Raw genomic sequence first — 19,298 nt, 5'->3', positions numbered from 1 at the left:
TTGTTTTGATTTATACGTAACAATTAATAGCTCTGTAATTTGCTGTTGAGGTTATGGTAAAACCAAGTATTGTCCAATAATAAGTATTAACGAGGTAAAATATGGCCGAATTAAGCCAGAAAAAAAATAGTATGCTAACATTAATGTTTGCATTGCTTGCTGCTTGTGTAGCATTTCAACTCAATGCGAGTATGTTAAGCCCAGTATTAGTCACTATTGCTAAAGAATTAGGTTCTAACGACGCTCAAGTCGGATTATCCCAAACCGCTTTTTTTACCTCTGCTGCACTGTTTTCATTATTTTTACCCCGTTTAAGTGATATAAAAGGTCGTAAAAAAGTCTTAACGATTATGTTGTTTATTATGACATTAGGTACGGTGCTTGCAGCGGTTGCACCGAATATCGTTGTATTATATATTGCGCGAATTATTCAAGGTGTATCAGGGCCAGTCGTTCCACTTTGTTTACTGATGCTCAGTCATGAAGTTAAAGATGTCAAAAAATCTGGCATGTTAATGGGCATAGTGACTGCTGTAAATGGCGGTATTGCTGGCATAGATGCAATTGCCGGCGGTCTGCTTGCAACTTATTGCGGTTTTCGTTCGGTGTTTTGGGTTATTGCGATTTCCGCAGCGCTATCTACCTATTTTGTTCATCGTTATGCACCTGAGTCTAAACCTTCTGAAGGAACCAAAATGGATTGGTTAGGCGTGCTGTTCATTGTGCTTACCGTTGCTGCATTGTTACTAGCGCTAAATGAAGCAGGGAATTTAGCCCTTGCCAACTGGTTTAAAGTCATAGGATTAACTATTTTTGCTGGTATCTGTTTTATTCTATTTTGGAAAACAGAAAAAACCAGTAAACAACCATTAGTAACGATAGTACATTTAAAAACCAGAGCAACTTGGGCAATATTGTTAACCACACTATTAACTATGACAGGGATTTTTGCCGTCGTTAATGGGTTAGTGATGTCATTAGCGCAAAATACTGAAATCGGATTTGGTTTAGAAGCTGATTGGGCTTCACTTATTTTATTAACACCTTATGCCTTAATTGGGTGGTTGATAGGGCCATTTTCTGGACGTTTGGCGCCAAGTTTAGGTTACAATAAGGTACTTAAATTAGGTTTAATAGGATGTGTCATTAGTCAATTAATGATCATGTTCTACGGGATTGATTCACTACCGATATTAATTATTGGTGTTATTGCATTAGGTATTTTTTATGCAGGAATGGCGAATATCATTTTAAATGGTCTTGGTATAGTCTTATCGCCTAAAGAAAACTTAGGTTTTCTGCCAGGCATGAATGCAGGGGCTTTTAATTTAGGTGCAGGATTAAGTTTTGCTTTATTGCCTGCTGTACAAATGATAAGTGGTTATACCGTTAAGGGTTATTTTAATGGAATGTTATTAGGATTAATCATTACAATTTTAGCCTTAGTTTGTAGTTTCTTTATTCCTCGACCTGTCGAAGCTGAAGTATAAAATCAAGATAAAAACGGGATTTTTTAATCCCGTTTTTATTGTTTAAATTAATCTTCTTCTGGCATGAGTGTAAAAACTAGTGTTGTAAAAAATTTTTCTTGAGTCGCAAGTTGGCTATCTTTTAGGGGAAAACCTATTTCGACACCTACTACGTTTAAGCCTTGATTAGGAATAGTAATGGTCGCTTGACCTTTATCATCAGTTGTAACCGTTTTATCTAAATTATTAACGACATCGATAATAACAGCAGTATTTGTTAATGGCTGACCATCTTTATACACCGTTACGAGTAAATTATCACCGCGTTTTAATTGAGTTGGATCAACTGCTGGTACTATTTGTAACGGAATATCTTCAACCCGTTTAGGTGCGTTGACGGATGATAAATAATTGACACTGTATTTAATGGCATGGGTTCCTTTACTCGCTCCTTCTACTTTATTCATCGGAAGATTAACATATTTACCCTGTGCATTTTTAGTCCAATAACCATAATCAAAACTAACCGTTACAACAGCGGTATTTTCTGTCGGTTCAACGGTCACATAATTTTGATGTTTTTTTTGATTAATCGGTAAAGAAGTCCAATTACCATTATAAGCATGAATCTTTTTTACATATTCCGTTTGATAACCATTATCTAACGGGCCTTCACCTAAAACGATTTGCTTTTGATCAACCCGATTAGCGATCCAAATACCATGAGCAGAAAGCGATTGTGATATCATACAAGTAACACTTCCTGATAAGATGAGTACAAATAATTTACGCATGATAAAAATCCTTATATTTTATGAAAATGATAATCATTATCATATCGATATAAAAAAAGTCAATGCTATTTGTGTAATTATTGATCATCAAAAAATGTTTAATATGATAATTAAATATAAAATATGTTTTGTTCGTTTTTGATCGCTTTAGTAATAAAATAATTGCATTACAATTCTTGAATATAAATAACCAAATTATGTTTTTATTTTTTTGATATATAAAAACATATTATGAATAACAAATCTTAAACTTGCTATTTTTAACTATTACAATTTGTTATATAATCAAAAGTATTTTGTCCTTAACGCAATATATTGTCTTACTCATTTATATTTAGGGCGCATTCAACAATTGAGCATCTATTATTAAGGAACCACTATGATGGATTTTTCCCAATCAGTGCCAGAACTGGTCTCTTGGGCAAAAAAAAATGATTTTTCAATTAATTTGCCAGTTGAACGGCTCGCTTTTTTATTGGCGATAGCCGTCTTAAATAGCGAACGCTTTGATGGTGAAATGACTGAATCTGAATTAATTGATGCTTTCAGGCATGTATCACAAATTTTTGAACAGAGTGAAGATACCATTGCTGTTCGAGCAAATAATGCCATTAATGATTTAGTACGCCAGCGATTAATTACGCGTTTTGCTAGCGAAATGACGGATGGTTATTCAATTTATCGTTTGACGCCTTTGGGAATAGGCATTTCGGATTACTATATTCGTCAACGAGAATTTTCTACGTTACGTTTATCAATTCAGCTTTCTATTGTTGCTCAAGAGCTAAAACGTGCGGCTGATGCAGCACTAGAAGGTGGTGATGATCTTCACTGGCATCGTAACGTTTTTGCACCCTTGAAATACTCCGTTGCAGAGATTTTTGATAGTATTGATATTACCCAACGGGTAATGGATGAGCAACAAGCGGATGTAAAACAAAATATTTCGGCATTATTAAGCCAAGATTGGCAAGCAGCAATTAGTAGTTGTGAAGGCTTACTCACTGAAACGTCACAAACATTACGAGAATTGCAAGATACACTCGCCGCTGCAGGCGATAAACTCCAAGCAAGTCTGCTCTTGATTCAAGATGCAACCATGGATAATCCTGAACTTGATAAAATCAATAATGTGGTTATGGATTTACAAGGCAAACTTGATCGTATTATTGGCTGGGGACAAAAGGCGATTGATCTTTGGATTGGTTATGATCGCCATGTTCATAAATTTATCCGAACCGCTATTGACTTAGATAAAAATAGAGTCTTTTCACAGCGATTACGTAAATCAATACAAGGCTATTTCGATTTACCATGGTCACTTATTTTTGCCAATGCTGATCGCCTACTTGATATGCGTGATGAAGAACTTGCACTACATGAAGCAGAAGTAACAGGTGAATTACCGTCAGAACTTGAATTTGAAATGATTGAAGAGATTCAAGAACACATTATTGCCCATATCGAACAAAATTTATTGGTCTTCAAACAAGAAAATAAACCACTGGATATGAGTATCGCTATTCATAGTTATCTAGCACAGTTCCCTCGAGAACAACATTTTGATATTGCAAGATTATTTATCGATCAGGCTATTCGTTTAGGGATTGCCGAAAATGATTTACTCGGTATCCCAGCCGAATGGAAACCTATTAACGATTATGGAGCTAAGGTACAAGCACATGTCATCAACAGATACTAAAGATTTAGAATTAGAACAAACAGCTCATCATCTTGATGAAGTCATGGGGCGCATTGCGGCAAGTTCCCAAGCATCTATCGATAAATATATGCCCGTTAAATTAGCACAGGCAATTGCCAATCCCCTTTTTCCTGAGCTTGATAGTTTATTGCGTTCCGGACGTCATATCGGTATAGATGAACTCGATAATCACGCCTTTTTAATGGATTTTCAACTTGAACTGGAACAATTTTATCAACGTTATAATGTCGAATTAATTCGTGCACCAGAAGGTTTTTTTTACCTTCGTCCTCGTTCAACAACATTAATTCCCCGTTCGGTATTATCAGAACTTGATATGTTAGTTGGTAAAGTCCTTTGTTACTTATATCTCAGTCCTGAACGGCTAGCGCATGAAGGTATTTTTACCTTACAAGAACTCTTTGACGAACTTGTTTCGTTAGCGGATGAAAGTAAATTACTTAAATTAGTTAATCAACGGTCGACTGGATCAGATTTGGATCGACAAAAGCTATTTGATAAAGTCAAAACGGCACTTAATCGATTACGTCGTTTAGGCATGATATTTTTTATTGTAGGAAATGACAGTAGCCGTTTTCGTATCAACGAATCTATCTTCCGTTTTGGTGCAGACGTGCGTAGTAGTGATGATGCACAAGAAGCGCAATTACGTTTAATTCGAGACGGTGAAGCAATCAAAATCGAATCATCGCTTATCCTAGACGATGATAATAACGAAGAACAAGAAGAAGATGTTAATGAGGAGATTGAATAATTATGATTGGACACGGTAAGTTTCACTCATTAACCCTAATAAACTGGAATGGTTTTTTTGCCAGAACATTTGAATTAGATCAACTTGTCACCACGCTTTCAGGGGGGAATGGGGCAGGTAAATCCACAACCATGGCGGCGTTTGTGACCGCATTAATTCCTGATTTAACACTATTACACTTTCGAAATACTACTGAAGCCGGTGCAACATCAGGATCACGTGATAAAGGTCTACACGGTAAATTAAAACCTGGCGTTTGTTATTCCATGCTCGATGTCATTAACTCACGTAATCAGCGAATTATATGCGGTGTTCGATTACAGCAAGTGGCTGGGCGTGATAAAAAAGTCGATATCAAACCTTTTCTATTACAAGGTTTACCTGTTGGCATTAGCCCAACTGAACTGGTAACCGAACGTTTAAATGATAAACAAGCAAGAATTTTATCCTTGCCTGAATTAAAAGATAAAGTCGAAACAATAGAAGGCGTTATCTTTAAGCAATTTAATTCAATTACCGATTATCATTCGGTTATGTTTGACTTTGGTGTATTACCTAAGCGCTTACGTTCCTCATCCGATCGTAGTAAATATTACCGATTGATTGAAGCGTCACTATATGGTGGTATTTCAAGTGCGATTACTCGCTCACTTCGTGATTACTTACTTCCTGAAAATAGTGGTGTACGTAAAGCGTTTCAGGATATGGAAGCGGCACTTCGTGAAAACCGAATGACACTAGAAGCTATTCGGGTGACTCAATCTGACCGAGACCTATTTAAACATCTTATCACTGAATCAACCGATTATGTGGCTGCGGATTATATGCGTCATGCTAACGAGCGTCGTGTACATATTGAATCGGTGCTGGGTTTGCGTCGTGATATGTTTAAAACACAAGATTTGCTCATTAGTAACCAGTTCCGCCAAGTTGAAATGGCAAAAGAACTTAAAGAGTTTCAAGATGCACAAAGTGACTTAGAAACCGACTTACAAGCAGCCAATGATCACCTTAATTTAGCGCAAACAGCGCTACGCCAACAAGAAAAAATTGACCGTTATCAAGCCGATTTAGATGATCTCAATTTAAAACTTGAAGAGCAAAATGAAGTTGTACTTGAAGCAAATGAACAGTATCAAACTTATCGAGATCAAGTCGAACACACCGAACGCGAAGTGGATGAAATCAAAACGCAATTAGCGGATTATCAACAAGCGCTTGATGTACAACAAACCCGTGCCATTCAATATCAACAAGCTTTGCAAGCACTAAAAAATGCTCAATCTTTATGTCAATTACCCAAATTAGGCATAAGCAATATCGAAAATCATTTTGAGATTTTTGAAGAAAAACAAAAAGAAATAACTGATCAAGTGCTTGAAATGGAGCAAAGACTCAGTGTTTCTGATGCAGCGATAAATCAATTTGATCGGGCATATCAATTAGTGGTGAAATTAGTCGGCGATGTTGTTCGTAGTGATGCTTGGCGTGCAGCCAAAGAAGCATTAAGACAATGGCCGTCACAATGTTATCAAGCTGAACAAGCAGAACATTTACAACTCCAACTTGATGAATTAGAACAACGCTTTTTTGAACAAAAAGAAGCCGAATCACTATTAACCCAATTCTGTAAACGTTTTGGTCGCCAAATTGAATATGATCAACTTGACGAGTTGAAACAAGAACTTGAAATACAACTTGATGAAAACGCAATATTGGCCAATGAATCAAGTGAAAAACGAATCGAATTCAGACAAGAACTTGAACAAATTCAATCCAAAATAGCGGATTATCGACAAAAAGCACCAATGTGGATAAAAGCACAAGATGCCTTAATTGCCCTACAAGAGCAAACTGGACAAAGCTTTACCCACAGTCAAGCTGTTACGCAACATATGCAACAGCTACTTGAACAAGAACGCGCATTAGTTACAGAACGCGATCAGATAACGTTCAAACGAAATCAATTAGATACTCAAATTGAACAACTTAATCAACCAAGTGGGGTTGATGATGGTCGTTTATCTGCATTAGCTGAGCGATTTAATGGTGTATTACTTTCTGAAATTTACGAAGATGTCACCATTGATGATGCACCTTACTTCTCAGCGTTATATGGTCCATCACGTCAAGCAATTGTGGTGCCGGATTTGTCGCAAGTTAAAGCACAACTTGAAAATCTGACCACCAGTGAAGAAGATTATCCAGAAGATATCTATTTTATTGAAGGTGATCCATCCTCATTTGATGATAGTGTTTTTGATTGTGAAGAGATGAATAAGGCTGTATTAGTTAAAACAGGTGAACGCCAATGGCGCTTCTCCAGTTTTCCAAAAGTTCCGTTATTTGGGCGAGCAGCACGTGAAATTCATCTTGAAAAACTATCATTAGAGCGAGATGAACTGCATGAACGTTATGCTAACCTCTCATTTGATTTACAAAAATTACAACGTATTGAACAAAATGTTGGTCAATTTATTGGTGAATATTTATCGGTTGCCTTTGATATCGATCCCGAAGCTGAAGCGCAAAAATTAGCGACAAGACGCAATGAAATTGAACGTCAATTAACATCACAAGAATCGATTGATAAACAAAATCAACAGCAAGTTGCCAATTGTAAAGAGCAATTAGTGACAGTAAACCGATTAGTTGCTCAAATGCATTTACTGGCTGATGATGATTTAGCGGATAGAGTAGATGAATTGCGTGAACAGGTTGCTGAAGCACAAGATGCGGCGCAATACGTCAGCCGTCATCGCCATACCGTTTCTGAGCTTGAACCGTTAGTTGCTGTATTACAAAGTGATCCTGAGCAAAACGAAGCATTGCGTGAACAATACAACATCGTTAAAGCCCAGCAACACACTATTCGCCAACAAGTCTTTGCACTTACTGAAGTGATGCAACGCCGAGCTCACTTTAGTTACGAAGATTCAGCTGGAATGTTGAATGAAAATACTGATTTGAACGAAAAATTGCGCGCTCGATTAGAAATTGTTGAAGCACAAAGAACTGAAGCACGCAGTCAAATGCAGCAATATCAAGATAAGTATAATCAATACAATCAAACGTTAGCTTCACTAAAAAGCGCTTTTGAAACTAAAAGAGATATGCTAAATGAACTGCATAAAGAAATAGATCAAATTGGTGTGAAAGCGGATGCGATCACTGAAGAGCGTGCTCGAGCTCGTCGTGATGAAATTCATCAAAAACTAAATAGTAATCGCCAACATTGTACGTCGCTTGAAAAGCAGCTCATTATGTGTGAAAGCGAAATGACCCAAATGCAAAAACGACTTGCTCAAACACTGCGGGATTATAAACAGCTAAGAGAACAAGTTGTTGAAGCTAAAGCTGGGTGGTGCTTAGTATTACGTTTAGTAAAAGAAAACAGCGTTGAACGCCGATTACATCGTCGTGAGCTGGCTTATTTAAGTGCAGATGAACTACGTTCAATGTCGGATAAAGCGTTAGGTTCATTACGTTTAGCGGTCAACGATAACGAGCACTTACGTGATGTATTAAGACTATCCGAAGATCCAAAACGACCAGAACGTAAAATTCAATTTTACATTGCGGTTTATAAACATCTTCGTGAGCGAATTCGCCAAGATATCGTTAAAACGGATGACCCAATTGAAGCCATTGAACAAATGGAAATTGAATTATCACGCTTGACCGAAGAATTAACTTCACGTGAGCAACAGTTAGCCATCAGCTCAAAAAGTGTGGCAAATATTATCCGTAAAACTATTCAGCGTGAACAAAACCGTATTCGTATGCTTAACCAAGGTTTACAAGCGGTGGCATTTGGACAGGTGAATGGCGTACGATTAAATGTCACGATTCGTGAAGCTCACTCATCACTGTTAGCGGCATTAGCAGATGACCAGAACGAGCATCAAGATCTCTTCAGCAATAACCGCATAACCTTCTCTGAAGCGTTAGCAAAACTTTATCAACGTTTAAATCCTCATATCGATATGGGACAACGAACCGCACAAAATATTGGTGAAGAATTACTTGATTACCGCAACTATCTAGAAATGGATGTTGAAGTTAATCGGGGGGCAGATGGTTGGTTACGTGCTGAAAGTGGTGCATTATCAACCGGTGAAGCAATCGGTACCGGTATGTCAATACTATTAATGGTTATTCAAAGTTGGGAAGAAGAATCCAAACGCTTACGTAATAAAGATATCTCGCCATGTCGTTTATTATTCTTGGATGAAGCCGCTCGACTTGATGCCAAATCTATTGCTACACTCTTTGAACTTTGTGAACGGTTAGAAATGCAGCTTATTATTGCTGCACCTGAAAACATTAGTCCAGAAAAAGGTACAACTTACAAACTGGTACGTAAAGTAATCAACAATCAAGAACATGTTCATGTGGTTGGATTAAAAGGCTTTGCATAACGGAATACTGGATTGATTTATACCACCTCTTTATTGATGAAAGTCGATAAAGAGGTTATTGTCTGATATTAAATTCATCAATTAGCTTTTAATAAAAAGAATATCGAAATTGACTAGGTACGGGTTAACAATATCCAGAAGAGTGCTTTACCTTCATTTTTGAAACCTACAACTATAGAATGCTGAAAATTTAATTAATTGTGATGAAAAACAAAAAATTATTATAAATGAAGATTACCTTGTTATTCTGATAAAACAACAAGGCTGTCAGTGTAAAAATAGGATTAACTAATTTTGTTGATTGGACTGATTATCTTCTGAGTTATTATTTGTTTTTTCTTTAATTTTTTTTACCCTTCCTGAAGCTACTGAGGCCATTCTACCAATTGTGTCTCTTAATATTTTACCATCGTCGGTTTTAAACGATGCTTGTTGTTCAGTACCATTTTGATCCATTTCAAAATAGGCCGCTTCACCAAATCCTAGTTTACTAGCATAGAATAGATGAGGAACACTACCGCGAGTGGAATTATATACTTGTACTGCGGCATTATAAGCTTCTCTTCGTATCAGAACGGAGTTTTCAATTTCATCTAATTGAACCATTAATTGTTGGTAAGTTGTATTGGCTTTTAAATCAGGATATCGATTAGCTAACATTTGAACATTCCCTAATATCTGAGAAGTTTGTGACGTGCGGGTAGCTGCGTTGCTAATGCTGTCACTTTCAGTAATGGTAAAGTGTGTAAGCTTTTCGTGATTCCCATAGCTCGAAGCAATATCAGAAAGTCGTTGTGCTATATCTTGTCTCTTTTTGACCGTAGCATAAATATTAGCCTGTGTCTGCTTAACATTTTCGGCTAAACCACGTAGTTTATTATAGGCAAAGAATAACCAACCGGTGATAAAAATTAGAATAATAATAATAGTTGATAACATACATATCCTTATTAAATATCCAATAACTCTTATGTCTAACTATAAGATTGTTAAATTGATGATGCAAATTAACATAAAAATACAATTTTAACAACTAGTTGTTAATTATAAAATTTTTGAAACTGATTAAGTTTTAAGGAAAATTTAGATATTCACATAGGATATTACTTATTTTAGTTATCGCCATTATCATTGATTTGAAAAGATAATTTTAGAAATGATTTTTTAGTAAATTAACGTGAGTTTTCAATACAAATTGAGTTAGAAGAATAAAATTCTAATTTGTGGTGACCGATTAAATTTCATTTTTTAGAGAAAACATAAGTTAATATAATCAAAAAGCAAATTATCGATTTGCTAATTCTTATTATATTAACTTATTTGCTGACATTATTTTGAACTAATAATTGCTCAAATCTGATTGCCAAAGGATATACGGATCATAATCATCATCTCCATCAGGTAAAGCTCCTGTTTTTGGTGCCTGTGTAAAATCGGTTTCAGCTAATTGACCATTATCGAGATACTCTATTTTCCATATCAATAAATTCTTTCTGCTTTCGGGTTTATCAAGGTTGTAACTAATATGAGAAAGTGAATTATGATAAATAATTTGTCGCCAGCAAGCATCAGAATTTTTAATACAGTATTTGATACTAATTGGCTGATATTTTTTGCCATCTTTCAATAACACGGGTATGGCTTTTTGTTCTTGGCTATCAACAAAAAATGACAAAGAAAGATTATCGGCTAAATGAGCTTTATATTCAGTATAATCGGTATTTGTTTGTGACTGAGGTTGTTTTTGGAAACTATTTTGACTTTCATCTGCATAACTATTACTACCATACAAACTACATAAGAATAATATAGGAATGAATTTTTTCATGATATATTCCATTGTTTGGTTTAGTAAATTGGATTAAGTAATATAGCCAAATGATTAAAGGCTAATAGAAAAGCTATAACAAAAAAATTAGTTATAGCGTACTTAATAGAATAGCTTAAAAAGAAAATAATATGTAGTCATTTCTTGTTAGTGTAGTGATAACATAAGAAAAATTAACCAGTATTAACAAATATTAATCGCAATTTAAAAAAAGAGAATAATTTAAGTGATTAAGCCTTATATCAACCAATACCTTAACCTTATTCAAAAGTAAAGGAATAAAAATAATCAAACCAAATTAAACTCAAAACTAAATTGTTGCTGTCTGATAACGAATAATCTTTATCTTATAATTTAATTGTTTTGATTTGAGTAACTGTTAATAGGACAGTTATACAAGCCATCGTTATACGATTTTTAGTTATATGAGATACGAATAACTAAATAATGTAGTTGTAAATGTATCTTATGGACGCTTGAAGAATAGCAAACTAGGCTTTAAGGCTTTTTTTACTAGCTTTGATGTGTTTTAAAGAATTTTGAAGAATATTGTTGATTATTGAATTGATGCCATGGGCGGGACTTGAAATATGCCTTTTAAATCGTTTTTTTAAGTAGTATTTTTTTGTTTTATTAGTTTGGTGTAATCCCATTTGTACCCCCAAAATAAAAGATAACTCTATAAATTAGGCTTTTTTATTTTGCCAAGTTGAAAAGTTGAAAAATTGATTTTGAAATTTTGACGGTGTAAAAATTTGACTGGTGGGCGGTGTCCATTTGAAAAGTTGCAGACTATTACCTTACCTCCATAAAAATAAAATTTTGTAAAAAAAGTGTTCACCAGTGTTTACCTTTTAATTGAAACTCGATTTATGATAGTTGATGGATTTTTTGTGCAACATCAAAAGAATTATAAAAAATAACTAACGCACCAATAATTATGATTAGATAAGCTAAAAATGGTAAAAACAATAATAATACTTGAATAAATTTAGATTTAACTTTAGAGATACTGCACAAAATATCGATTAAAGAAAACAACAAAGGAGCTGCTGATATAACAAAACCTATTATAAAGAATGTAGTTCCGAATTTTTTCTTTAGTTCAACAAGTATTACACAGGTAATACTTATTCCCCAAAAAGCTAGAGATGAATTTAAGTTTCTAATATGGATAAAGAAAAAACTTAAGAAATCATGTAGCTTGTTTTTTATTTTTTCATCTTCCTGTTTGTATGAAATAACCTCATTGACTAATTGTGTTAATTCAAAATCTGTTTGGTTTAATTTTTCTTGTAACTCTAATTTTTGTTTTTGAATTTTTTCAATATTTTCTATTTTAGATTTAATGCTATCCATAAACTATCCCATTAGTTGTTTGAAACTTTGTTATTAATAAAACCACCAAAATTAGGCGGTTTATATGATAACAAATAATAACAATCAACTAAATTATTCTGCTCTTCATAGCCAATCTTTATTCATGTCTCAATTTATTTGTAATTTTTTTCCCATCCCAGTGTTATTACGTTTTTTAATATAAGCCTTATGGTTTTCATTTATAGCCTAATCTAATGATGTGCCAAAGCTGTTTAGTAAAAGGGGGCTTGTTAAGCCCTGTGTTTAAAGCATACTCAATATATGCATAAAGTGTCCATTGTGCCGATAACCGTATTACTTTTACCTGTTTATGGGCTATGAACACCAGCGTTTTGACTACCTGTGCAAGTGACATGTTATAAAATATAAACAATTTAATATTATGATTTGAGTTCAACATATTATTTACCTTCCTTATTGCTAAGTTTGGCATTGAGTAGATTTCTTTGATTGGTAGCGAAACAAGCCAAATCTCTTAATTGTATGAACAAATAACCTATGTCACGCATATCATTTTTAAGGCTTTGCTCGGTAAAATCCTCATTTTCACAAGCCCAGAACATTAAATTACCAATCGCACCGATTCCACCTAAAATCGATTGTTGCAGTTCTTCAAAATGGCTCTCTACTCGTGATAAATGTTCGACAGGAAAATCCGCCTTATAAAGATTTAAGACAGAAAGTAAATTAGACAGGTCAAGTTGCCCGTTTTCAGGGTATAGGGTATCATTACTATTAGCCATAGCATTACTCCGTATAATGTTTGTGGTTAGATGCTTCGATAGTGTTGGTAGCACTTCGAGGCATTGCTTTTTAATGGTCTTACCTTTAGTATGGTATAAACCATTAACTAATAATCTAACATAATGGTATAAACCAATGCAAGAAGAAAATAAAAAAAGAAGTTTTGATCGTTCCAAAAGTACATCTAAAATAATCCGTTTCGAAGACGATTTACTTGAACTAATCGAAAGACAAATATTACAAGAAAATAGTAACTTTAGCGCATGGGTCAAGGATGCTTGTCGTGAAAAGCTAGCTAAATCAAAAAAGAAATAGTCTTTTAACTTAATACCACTGATTAGTGGTATTGGTTTTATTCTCGCTATGGGTTCTTTATTATTATTCCCTTAAATTCCTTATTTTCTTTTTTTATGGACGTGCAAAACCTACTTTTTAAATTCAATATTAAATCTTGCCAGTATGTCGAAAAATTAAATTATTCCTAAAAAGTAGCTATTTGATTGGCTATTGCTAGTAGAAAATCTTCATTGCTAACCAAGAAGAAAGATTTCACCTTTTGGATAGCGTTAATCGTGCCGTTGCGATCTACTAAGTGATTATTTAGGGAGTGGATAGATTGCCCTATTGCTAGGGCTTTTAAATAGTTTAAATTAGCATTTAAGGACATAATGCTTCATCGCCCAATAACCGAATCATATAGCTTTTTGATAGCTTGATAAGCTCTGGTTTTCGTTTTTCGTAATCCCACCCCATATCAATTAATGTAATATTTGATTTTTCTAGGTAGGCTAGGTGATTAAGCTGCTGTTCATTAAGATAGTCGCGAATATCACCAGTGATATTATGTGCTTTTCTAAAATCCTTCGCAGACATACCAAGCACAATACCATTAATCATATTAAATTCATTAGTGTAGTGATATGTTTTAGTCTTTTTACCCTGTGATAACCTTTGTAAAGTTAATGCATCACGCATAGGACGGGTATAATTTGCCACCTCAATGCGTGCTTTTAACCGCTTAAGCTCTTTCTTTTGGATTACAGGCTCAATTTCCTTAAAATGTTGTTCACAACGAATAAAGTACTTTCTTATTGCTCTACTTTTTTCGTTGTTTTCAATCATTGCTAATACTTTAGCGGTTCCGATTGTCAGGATGTAATCTGTACTTTTACGATCTCCACCTCGCTCACTTGTCCATTTTATTTGTTGCTCGTTATTTGTGCTTTGATTCCTAAATTCTGATGAATCAATGATTAGAAAATCATCATTGTTAATAAGCCCATATTCTTTTATTCTTCCCTTTATCCAGGTTAAAAAATCATTTCCTACGTTTAAGTAATTATGCAAATCCTTTGCGCTAACTGTTTGCTGTAATTTGCCGTTTAATTGCGTTTCGGTTACTGGTACTAAATTAATTATATTTGCCATTTTTTTCTCCAATTCTATCTGTTTATTCCCCATTTAGCTAAATTTAGGCAAGGGGATACCGTCAGCGCAAAAATGCGCTTTGTTTTTAAATAATTAACTAAATGGTTATCTTTTTATGTAGACACTTATAGCAAGATTGGCTATGATTGGAGGCGCCTAAGTTCCAATCGAAGCCCTTTACTATTTCGTCATATAAAGGGTTTTGCTTTATCTCCATTATGCCACCTCGCGACGTCCTACTTTGCGAGATTCAAGCCAAGAATAAATTTCATCAGCTCGATAGCCAACAAGGCGTAAACCTATTCTGATTTTTAGGTGAAAGGTTTCATCTTTCTGTTCTGGCGTATAAAGGCTAGAGTCACTTTTGAAGTGAAGTAAGGTTTTTACATCTTTTTTGGATAAAATTTGATTGGTCATTAGCTATATTCTCCTGATGTTTAAAGACAGGTAAAGGATATAACTGTTAATAAAATATATCATTGCACACAAAATTAAATTTTTGCATGCAAAATATTATTATCCTATTTTATTGAATTATATAATAATTTATTACATTGAGAAAAGAAAGAATCAATTTTCCTTTTTCCTAACCCTTTGAATTGTGATTGTTCTGAAATCAAATCAGATAACTCCCCTTGAGTCCATTTTTTAGGGCTAGATTCTTTCAAAATTTTCAATATTGAAGCAAGTAATAATTGTGAATATTTATAGTCAATACTATCATCATTTCCCATTAAAGACTGCTCAAACTCTAATAAATGCTTGGTCGTAATAACCAACTCATGATCCTCAGGTAAATTATCTGCAGGATAATCTTCTGGGCTATCCTCAAACTGCTCTCTAAGACTTAAAATATTTCCATCTTCATCGAGAAGAAAGCTACCATCAATCACAAATCGTTCAACTACAGTATGCTGTTTTAATGAAGAAATAAGATTTTCAATCCAAACTCTTTCTGTTCCTACCAAAGGAAAATCATAAATATCCTTATCTAAATAAAATGATTTACCAATAGTTCCTTTTGTAACTAAAACTAGCTCTTCCATATAAAAATCAAATGTGAATTTGTCTTTATATTTTAGATATTCTTGATATATATCTGGCTGTTCATTTTCATATTTTTCTTGTAGATTAGAAAGCAGATGTTTATATTGATCCTTTAAATATTCCATCTCTAATTTTTTATATTCTTCTGTATTTCTTGAATGTTCATTTCTAAGCTCTTTGGGAGCATGAAACATTCCAAATATCATTCTATCGAAATCACTTTGTAGCTGCCTATGATCCCCGTATTTACAAGCAATTACTTTTACTCCATAAGGAAATTTAACCGATAAAACTATTTTTTTATCTAAAACCCACTCTAAAATATCAATAACTGTAACTGATTCCCCAAATAATCTAGTTAACCGTTCAGCTGCCTCTGATAAGGTCACATATCTTTTTAATGTCAATAGTTTAGAATGATTCATACGCCCCTCACGCCCCTAATAGATATTTGCACCAGTTCGCTAGGGTTGCGAATGTTCGGGGATCAGCCTAGATGCAAATAATATTATAATATTCAGTTAGCTACATTATAGCACTGTGTTTATATTCATAAAGTCAAATTTGAGGTAGTGAATACTAATGAAAAGAGGGGATTTTATTTGCAGTGTTTTAAATAAAATTGTTTTACTTTATAAATGACAAATAAATCAATTTTATAACAAAAAGATTAAGATTATATTTAAAAGTAAAAATAGGTTTTAAGCCTTATTTATGCTGATTTTGATGTGCTTTAAAGGATTTTGAAGAATGTTGCTGATTATTGAATTGGTGCCGTGGGCGGGACTTGAACCCGCATGCCCTTAGAGCACTACCCCCTCAAGATAGCGTGTCTACCAATTTCACCACCACGGCGCCGTAATTAATTTGGAATATCCGATGTCGGATTATCATTTGTTGTTTGTTGTGTTGCTTGTTCGCTTGTATTTTGTTGTGTTGTCACAGGCGTACTTTCATTCACGTCAATGTGACTGAATTTACTGGTACCGACCATGTTAGATAACACAATGCTTAATGCAAAGAATAGCACACCTAAAACGGTAGTTGTACGTGTTAAAAAGTTACCACTGCCTGATGAACCAAATAAGGTTGCAGATGCACCTGCCCCAAATGAAGAGCCCATTTCAGCACCTTTACCACGCTGTATTAATACTAGTACAATTATTGCTAAAGCAATAACCAAATAACCTGCTATTAAAATTCCGTACATTTTAACCTGTCACTTTTTAAGTGTTATACAACAAAAATTTATAGATGCGAAATATTAGCGAAAGTGTGACAAACAAGCAAGTATATTTTCTTATTTTCTGTATTTATCGTAATCAATTGTATGTTTCCGGGGTAAAAATCAGTATAATGTCGCCATTTTTATTATAGTATCGTTGTTTTATGAAATTTATTGTTAAGCTGTTTCCTGAAATTACCATTAAAAGTGAATCTGTTCGTTTACGTTTTATAAAAATATTGACCAGTAATATTCGTAACATTTTGAAACGTCATATTGAAGACGTTGCGGTTATTCGTCATTGGGATTTTATTGAAGTCCGTCCAAAAGTTGCCAACAGTGAAGCGCAAATTCTTGATTTATTAATCCGGATTCCCGGTATTCATCATATTTTAGCGGTCGATGAGCTGCCTTATGTGGATATTCACGACATATTCGAAAAAGCATTGAATTACTATGCGCCGTTAATCGAAAACAAATCATTTTGTGTACGGGTTAAACGTCGAGGAAAACATGATTTTACCTCGATTGATGTTGAGCGTTATGTCGGTGGGGGGCTTAATCAATATGTTGCTTCATCTAAAGTGAAATTAACTCGCCCTGACATTACCGTTAATTTAGAAATTGATAAAGATAAGTTGTTGCTTGTTAAAGGTCGATATGATGGTATTGGTGGGTTTCCAACAGGCACACAAGAAGATGTGATTTCGTTAATTTCAGGCGGTTTTGATTCTGGTGTGTCAAGCTATATGCTCATTAGACGTGGCTGTCGTGTTCATTATTGCTTTTTTAATCTTGGCGGTAAGACACATGAAATTGGTGTTAAACAGATGGCGCATTATTTATGGGAGCGTTTTGGGAGTTCGCATAAAGTCCGTTTTATTGCTATCGATTTTGCCGACGTGGTAGGTGAGATTCTTGAAAAGGTGGATGACGGTCAAATGGGCGTTATTCTTAAACGAATGATGATTCGAGCTGCCTCAAAAATTGCTCAGCGCTATAAGGTCGAAGCGTTAGTGACTGGTGAGGCTTTAGGGCAAGTCTCAAGTCAAACTTTAACCAATTTACGCTTAATCGATAATGTTAGTGATACTTTAGTGTTACGTCCTCTTATTACGCATGATAAAGAAACCATTATTAATCTTGCTCGTCAGATTGGAACGGAAGATATTGCTAAAACGATGCCAGAATTTTGTGGTGTGATTTCGAAAAGTCCAACCGTGAAAGCAGTAAAAGAAAAAATTGAAGCCGAAGAGTTGAATTTTGATTTTTCTATTTTAGATAAGGCGGTTGACGAAGCTGAAAATATCGATATCCGCGAAATTGCTAAACAAGCCGATACAACTATCAAGCAAGTAGAAACTGTTAGTAAACTTAATGATGAACATGTGGTTATTGATATTCGTTCCCCAGATGAACAAGAAGATCAGCCTCTTGAATTAAGCGATGTTGAAGTTAAGCTTATTCCATTTTATAAGTTGGCCACTCAATTCGGCGATTTAGATCAATCTAAGCAATATTTACTTTATTGTGCACGAGGTGTAATGAGTAAATTACAGGCTTTATACCTTATTGAACAGGGTTTTTGTAACGTTAAAATATTTAAAGAATAAAATTGCTAAGAATTTTGTATATTGTTAGCACTTTTTGCATATATAATAACGGTAAGGAAAAAATAAAAGCTATATCAATAATAGGATTAATTTTAATTAAAATATAAATATTATGAATCAATAGGATTAAGAGGGTTGTAATGAACAAATTACTTGTAGTTGATGATGATCCAGAGATAGCCTCGTTGTTGTGTGAATTATTAGAATTAGAAGGATTTGAAGTTGTAACAGCTAATAATGGAGTACAGGCTTTAGATAAGTTTGATAATACCATTGATCTTATATTACTTGATATTATGATGCCTGAAATGAATGGATTAAGTGTTTTATCTCAACTTAGAAATAAATACACGGTTCCAGTTATTTTTTTAACAGCTAAAGACAACGAGTTTGACAAAATTATTGGACTTGAACTTGGTGCAGATGATTATATCTTGAAACCATTTAATGATAGGGAGTTAGTTGCGCGGATTAACGCACTATTACGTCGTAAACGTTGGGATAATTTAGTTGGTGGCTTTGGTGAGAAGTCTCTTCAATATACGATTGATAAATTAACCGTTAATCGAAAGCAACAATCTGTTTCTTTTGATGACAAATATATTGAATTAACAGGCACCGAATTTCAAATATTATTAAAACTTCTTGAAAATGCAGGAAAAATAATTTCTCGTGATACCTTGAGTGAAACAGTGCTTGGTAAAGAGTTTATTCCTCTTGCGCGTTCAATTGATGTTCATGTTTCTAATTTACGTAAAAAGCTTCCACCCCGTAGTGATGGCTTACCGTGGATTAAAACATTGCGATCTAAGGGCTATCTATTTGTCGTAGATCAGAATGATGATCTGTTACAAAGTTAGATGTTGTTTATT

The 19,298-nt window shown here is 34.3% G+C and carries 16 protein-coding genes and 1 tRNA gene; 7 read left to right on the top strand and 10 right to left on the bottom strand.

The genetic code is table 11. The features are described 5' to 3' along the window. Positions 1 to 101: 101 nt before the first annotated feature. Complete coding sequence (locus tag ACGH47_RS02170; RefSeq protein WP_411622562.1) at positions 102 to 1,490, top strand: MFS transporter; 1,389 nt, start codon at positions 102 to 104, stop codon at positions 1,488 to 1,490. Positions 1,491 to 1,537: 47 nt separating this feature from the next. On the opposite strand, the gene ACGH47_RS02165 is transcribed toward ACGH47_RS02170, so the two are convergent. Further along, positions 1,538 to 2,263 (bottom strand): DUF4198 domain-containing protein, encoded by a 726-nt coding sequence (locus ACGH47_RS02165; RefSeq protein ID WP_411599068.1) that lies wholly within the window; start codon positions 2,261 to 2,263, stop codon positions 1,538 to 1,540. Positions 2,264 to 2,642: 379 nt separating this feature from the next. Here ACGH47_RS02165 and mukF point away from each other — a divergent pair, with 379 nt between their 5' ends. From mukF to mukB, 3 genes are read left to right on the top strand one after another with little or no spacing between them, the layout of a single operon-like run. Beyond that, positions 2,643 to 3,965, top strand: a complete 1,323-nt coding sequence (gene mukF, locus ACGH47_RS02160; RefSeq protein ID WP_267352378.1) for a chromosome partition protein MukF — start codon at positions 2,643 to 2,645, stop codon at positions 3,963 to 3,965. A 43-nt stretch (positions 3,966 to 4,008) separates the two neighbouring features. Next, positions 4,009 to 4,740, top strand: coding sequence for a chromosome partition protein MukE (mukE, locus tag ACGH47_RS02155; protein ID WP_363317426.1), 732 nt, complete (start codon positions 4,009 to 4,011; stop codon positions 4,738 to 4,740). Between the two features lie 2 nt (positions 4,741 to 4,742). Then, positions 4,743 to 9,161 carry a chromosome partition protein MukB gene (gene mukB / locus ACGH47_RS02150; RefSeq protein WP_411599067.1) on the top strand — a complete coding sequence of 1,473 codons (4,419 nt, stop codon included), beginning with the start codon at positions 4,743 to 4,745 and terminating at the stop codon, positions 9,159 to 9,161. A gap of 288 nt (positions 9,162 to 9,449) precedes the next feature. Here the strand turns inward: mukB and ACGH47_RS02145 are convergent, their stop codons facing one another. From ACGH47_RS02145 to ACGH47_RS02130, 4 genes are all read right to left on the bottom strand, one after another. After that, positions 9,450 to 10,100 carry a LemA family protein gene (locus ACGH47_RS02145; RefSeq protein WP_267352375.1) on the bottom strand — a complete coding sequence of 217 codons (651 nt, stop codon included), beginning with the start codon at positions 10,098 to 10,100 and terminating at the stop codon, positions 9,450 to 9,452. Positions 10,101 to 10,500: 400 nt separating this feature from the next. Further along, positions 10,501 to 10,989, bottom strand: coding sequence for a hypothetical protein (locus ACGH47_RS02140; RefSeq protein WP_267352374.1), 489 nt, complete (start codon positions 10,987 to 10,989; stop codon positions 10,501 to 10,503). 870 nt (positions 10,990 to 11,859) lie between these two features. Beyond that, positions 11,860 to 12,348, bottom strand: a complete 489-nt coding sequence (locus ACGH47_RS02135) for a hypothetical protein (protein ID WP_411622561.1) — start codon at positions 12,346 to 12,348, stop codon at positions 11,860 to 11,862. Positions 12,349 to 12,770: 422 nt separating this feature from the next. Then, entirely contained in the window at positions 12,771 to 13,112 is a 342-nt protein-coding gene (locus tag ACGH47_RS02130; RefSeq protein ID WP_411622559.1) for a hypothetical protein, read from the bottom strand. A gap of 136 nt (positions 13,113 to 13,248) precedes the next feature. Between ACGH47_RS02130 and ACGH47_RS02125 the strand changes: the two genes are divergently transcribed. Further along, positions 13,249 to 13,428, top strand: a complete 180-nt coding sequence (locus ACGH47_RS02125) for a YlcI/YnfO family protein (protein ID WP_065558933.1) — start codon at positions 13,249 to 13,251, stop codon at positions 13,426 to 13,428. Positions 13,429 to 13,770: 342 nt separating this feature from the next. Here the strand turns inward: ACGH47_RS02125 and ACGH47_RS02120 are convergent, their stop codons facing one another. The 5 genes from ACGH47_RS02120 to secG form a co-directional block, all read right to left on the bottom strand. Beyond that, positions 13,771 to 14,541 carry an antA/AntB antirepressor family protein gene (locus ACGH47_RS02120; protein ID WP_411622557.1) on the bottom strand — a complete coding sequence of 257 codons (771 nt, stop codon included), beginning with the start codon at positions 14,539 to 14,541 and terminating at the stop codon, positions 13,771 to 13,773. Between the two features lie 216 nt (positions 14,542 to 14,757). After that, on the bottom strand, positions 14,758 to 14,958 hold the full coding sequence (locus tag ACGH47_RS02115; protein ID WP_411622555.1) for a helix-turn-helix transcriptional regulator: 201 nt from the start codon (positions 14,956 to 14,958) through the stop codon (positions 14,758 to 14,760). A 104-nt stretch (positions 14,959 to 15,062) separates the two neighbouring features. Further along, complete coding sequence (locus tag ACGH47_RS02110; protein ID WP_411622554.1) at positions 15,063 to 16,013, bottom strand: hypothetical protein; 951 nt, start codon at positions 16,011 to 16,013, stop codon at positions 15,063 to 15,065. 344 nt (positions 16,014 to 16,357) lie between these two features. Continuing rightward, positions 16,358 to 16,443: transfer RNA gene (locus ACGH47_RS02105), tRNA-Leu, on the bottom strand. 7 nt (positions 16,444 to 16,450) lie between these two features. After that, positions 16,451 to 16,798, bottom strand: coding sequence for a preprotein translocase subunit SecG (gene secG / locus ACGH47_RS02100; protein WP_267361386.1), 348 nt, complete (start codon positions 16,796 to 16,798; stop codon positions 16,451 to 16,453). Positions 16,799 to 16,977: 179 nt separating this feature from the next. Here secG and thiI point away from each other — a divergent pair, with 179 nt between their 5' ends. Further along, positions 16,978 to 18,426, top strand: coding sequence for a tRNA uracil 4-sulfurtransferase ThiI (gene thiI, locus ACGH47_RS02095; RefSeq protein ID WP_411605019.1), 1,449 nt, complete (start codon positions 16,978 to 16,980; stop codon positions 18,424 to 18,426). 140 nt (positions 18,427 to 18,566) lie between these two features. Further along, the gene (locus ACGH47_RS02090; RefSeq protein WP_065558927.1) at positions 18,567 to 19,286 is read left to right on the top strand and encodes a response regulator; all 720 of its coding nucleotides are present in this window, start codon (positions 18,567 to 18,569) and stop codon (positions 19,284 to 19,286) included. Positions 19,287 to 19,298: the final 12 nt, after the last annotated feature.

It is taken from the genome of Gilliamella sp. CG16, assembly GCF_046635785.1.
GTDB lineage: Bacteria > Pseudomonadota > Gammaproteobacteria > Enterobacterales > Orbaceae > Gilliamella > Gilliamella apicola_I.
The sequence above is the reverse complement of the archived record's forward strand: the minus strand, read 5'-3'. Positions and strand labels throughout refer to the sequence as shown.

Bases quoted from the DNA above. Each gene is read 5' to 3' on its own strand.
- ACGH47_RS02170 (WP_411622562.1), top strand. From the start codon at position 102: ATGGCCGAATTAAGCCAGAAAAAAAATAGTATGCTAACATTAATGTTT.
- ACGH47_RS02165 (WP_411599068.1), bottom strand. From the start codon at position 2,263: ATGCGTAAATTATTTGTACTCATCTTATCAGGAAGTGTTACTTGTATG.
- mukF (WP_267352378.1), top strand. From the start codon at position 2,643: ATGATGGATTTTTCCCAATCAGTGCCAGAACTGGTCTCTTGGGCAAAA.
- mukE (WP_363317426.1), top strand. From the start codon at position 4,009: ATGGGGCGCATTGCGGCAAGTTCCCAAGCATCTATCGATAAATATATG.
- mukB (WP_411599067.1), top strand. From the start codon at position 4,743: ATGATTGGACACGGTAAGTTTCACTCATTAACCCTAATAAACTGGAAT.
- ACGH47_RS02145 (WP_267352375.1), bottom strand. From the start codon at position 10,100: ATGTTATCAACTATTATTATTATTCTAATTTTTATCACCGGTTGGTTA.
- ACGH47_RS02140 (WP_267352374.1), bottom strand. From the start codon at position 10,989: ATGAAAAAATTCATTCCTATATTATTCTTATGTAGTTTGTATGGTAGT.
- ACGH47_RS02135 (WP_411622561.1), bottom strand. From the start codon at position 12,348: ATGGATAGCATTAAATCTAAAATAGAAAATATTGAAAAAATTCAAAAA.
- ACGH47_RS02130 (WP_411622559.1), bottom strand. From the start codon at position 13,112: ATGGCTAATAGTAATGATACCCTATACCCTGAAAACGGGCAACTTGAC.
- ACGH47_RS02125 (WP_065558933.1), top strand. From the start codon at position 13,249: ATGCAAGAAGAAAATAAAAAAAGAAGTTTTGATCGTTCCAAAAGTACA.
- ACGH47_RS02120 (WP_411622557.1), bottom strand. From the start codon at position 14,541: ATGGCAAATATAATTAATTTAGTACCAGTAACCGAAACGCAATTAAAC.
- ACGH47_RS02115 (WP_411622555.1), bottom strand. From the start codon at position 14,958: ATGACCAATCAAATTTTATCCAAAAAAGATGTAAAAACCTTACTTCAC.
- ACGH47_RS02110 (WP_411622554.1), bottom strand. From the start codon at position 16,013: ATGAATCATTCTAAACTATTGACATTAAAAAGATATGTGACCTTATCA.
- secG (WP_267361386.1), bottom strand. From the start codon at position 16,798: ATGTACGGAATTTTAATAGCAGGTTATTTGGTTATTGCTTTAGCAATA.
- thiI (WP_411605019.1), top strand. From the start codon at position 16,978: ATGAAATTTATTGTTAAGCTGTTTCCTGAAATTACCATTAAAAGTGAA.
- ACGH47_RS02090 (WP_065558927.1), top strand. From the start codon at position 18,567: ATGAACAAATTACTTGTAGTTGATGATGATCCAGAGATAGCCTCGTTG.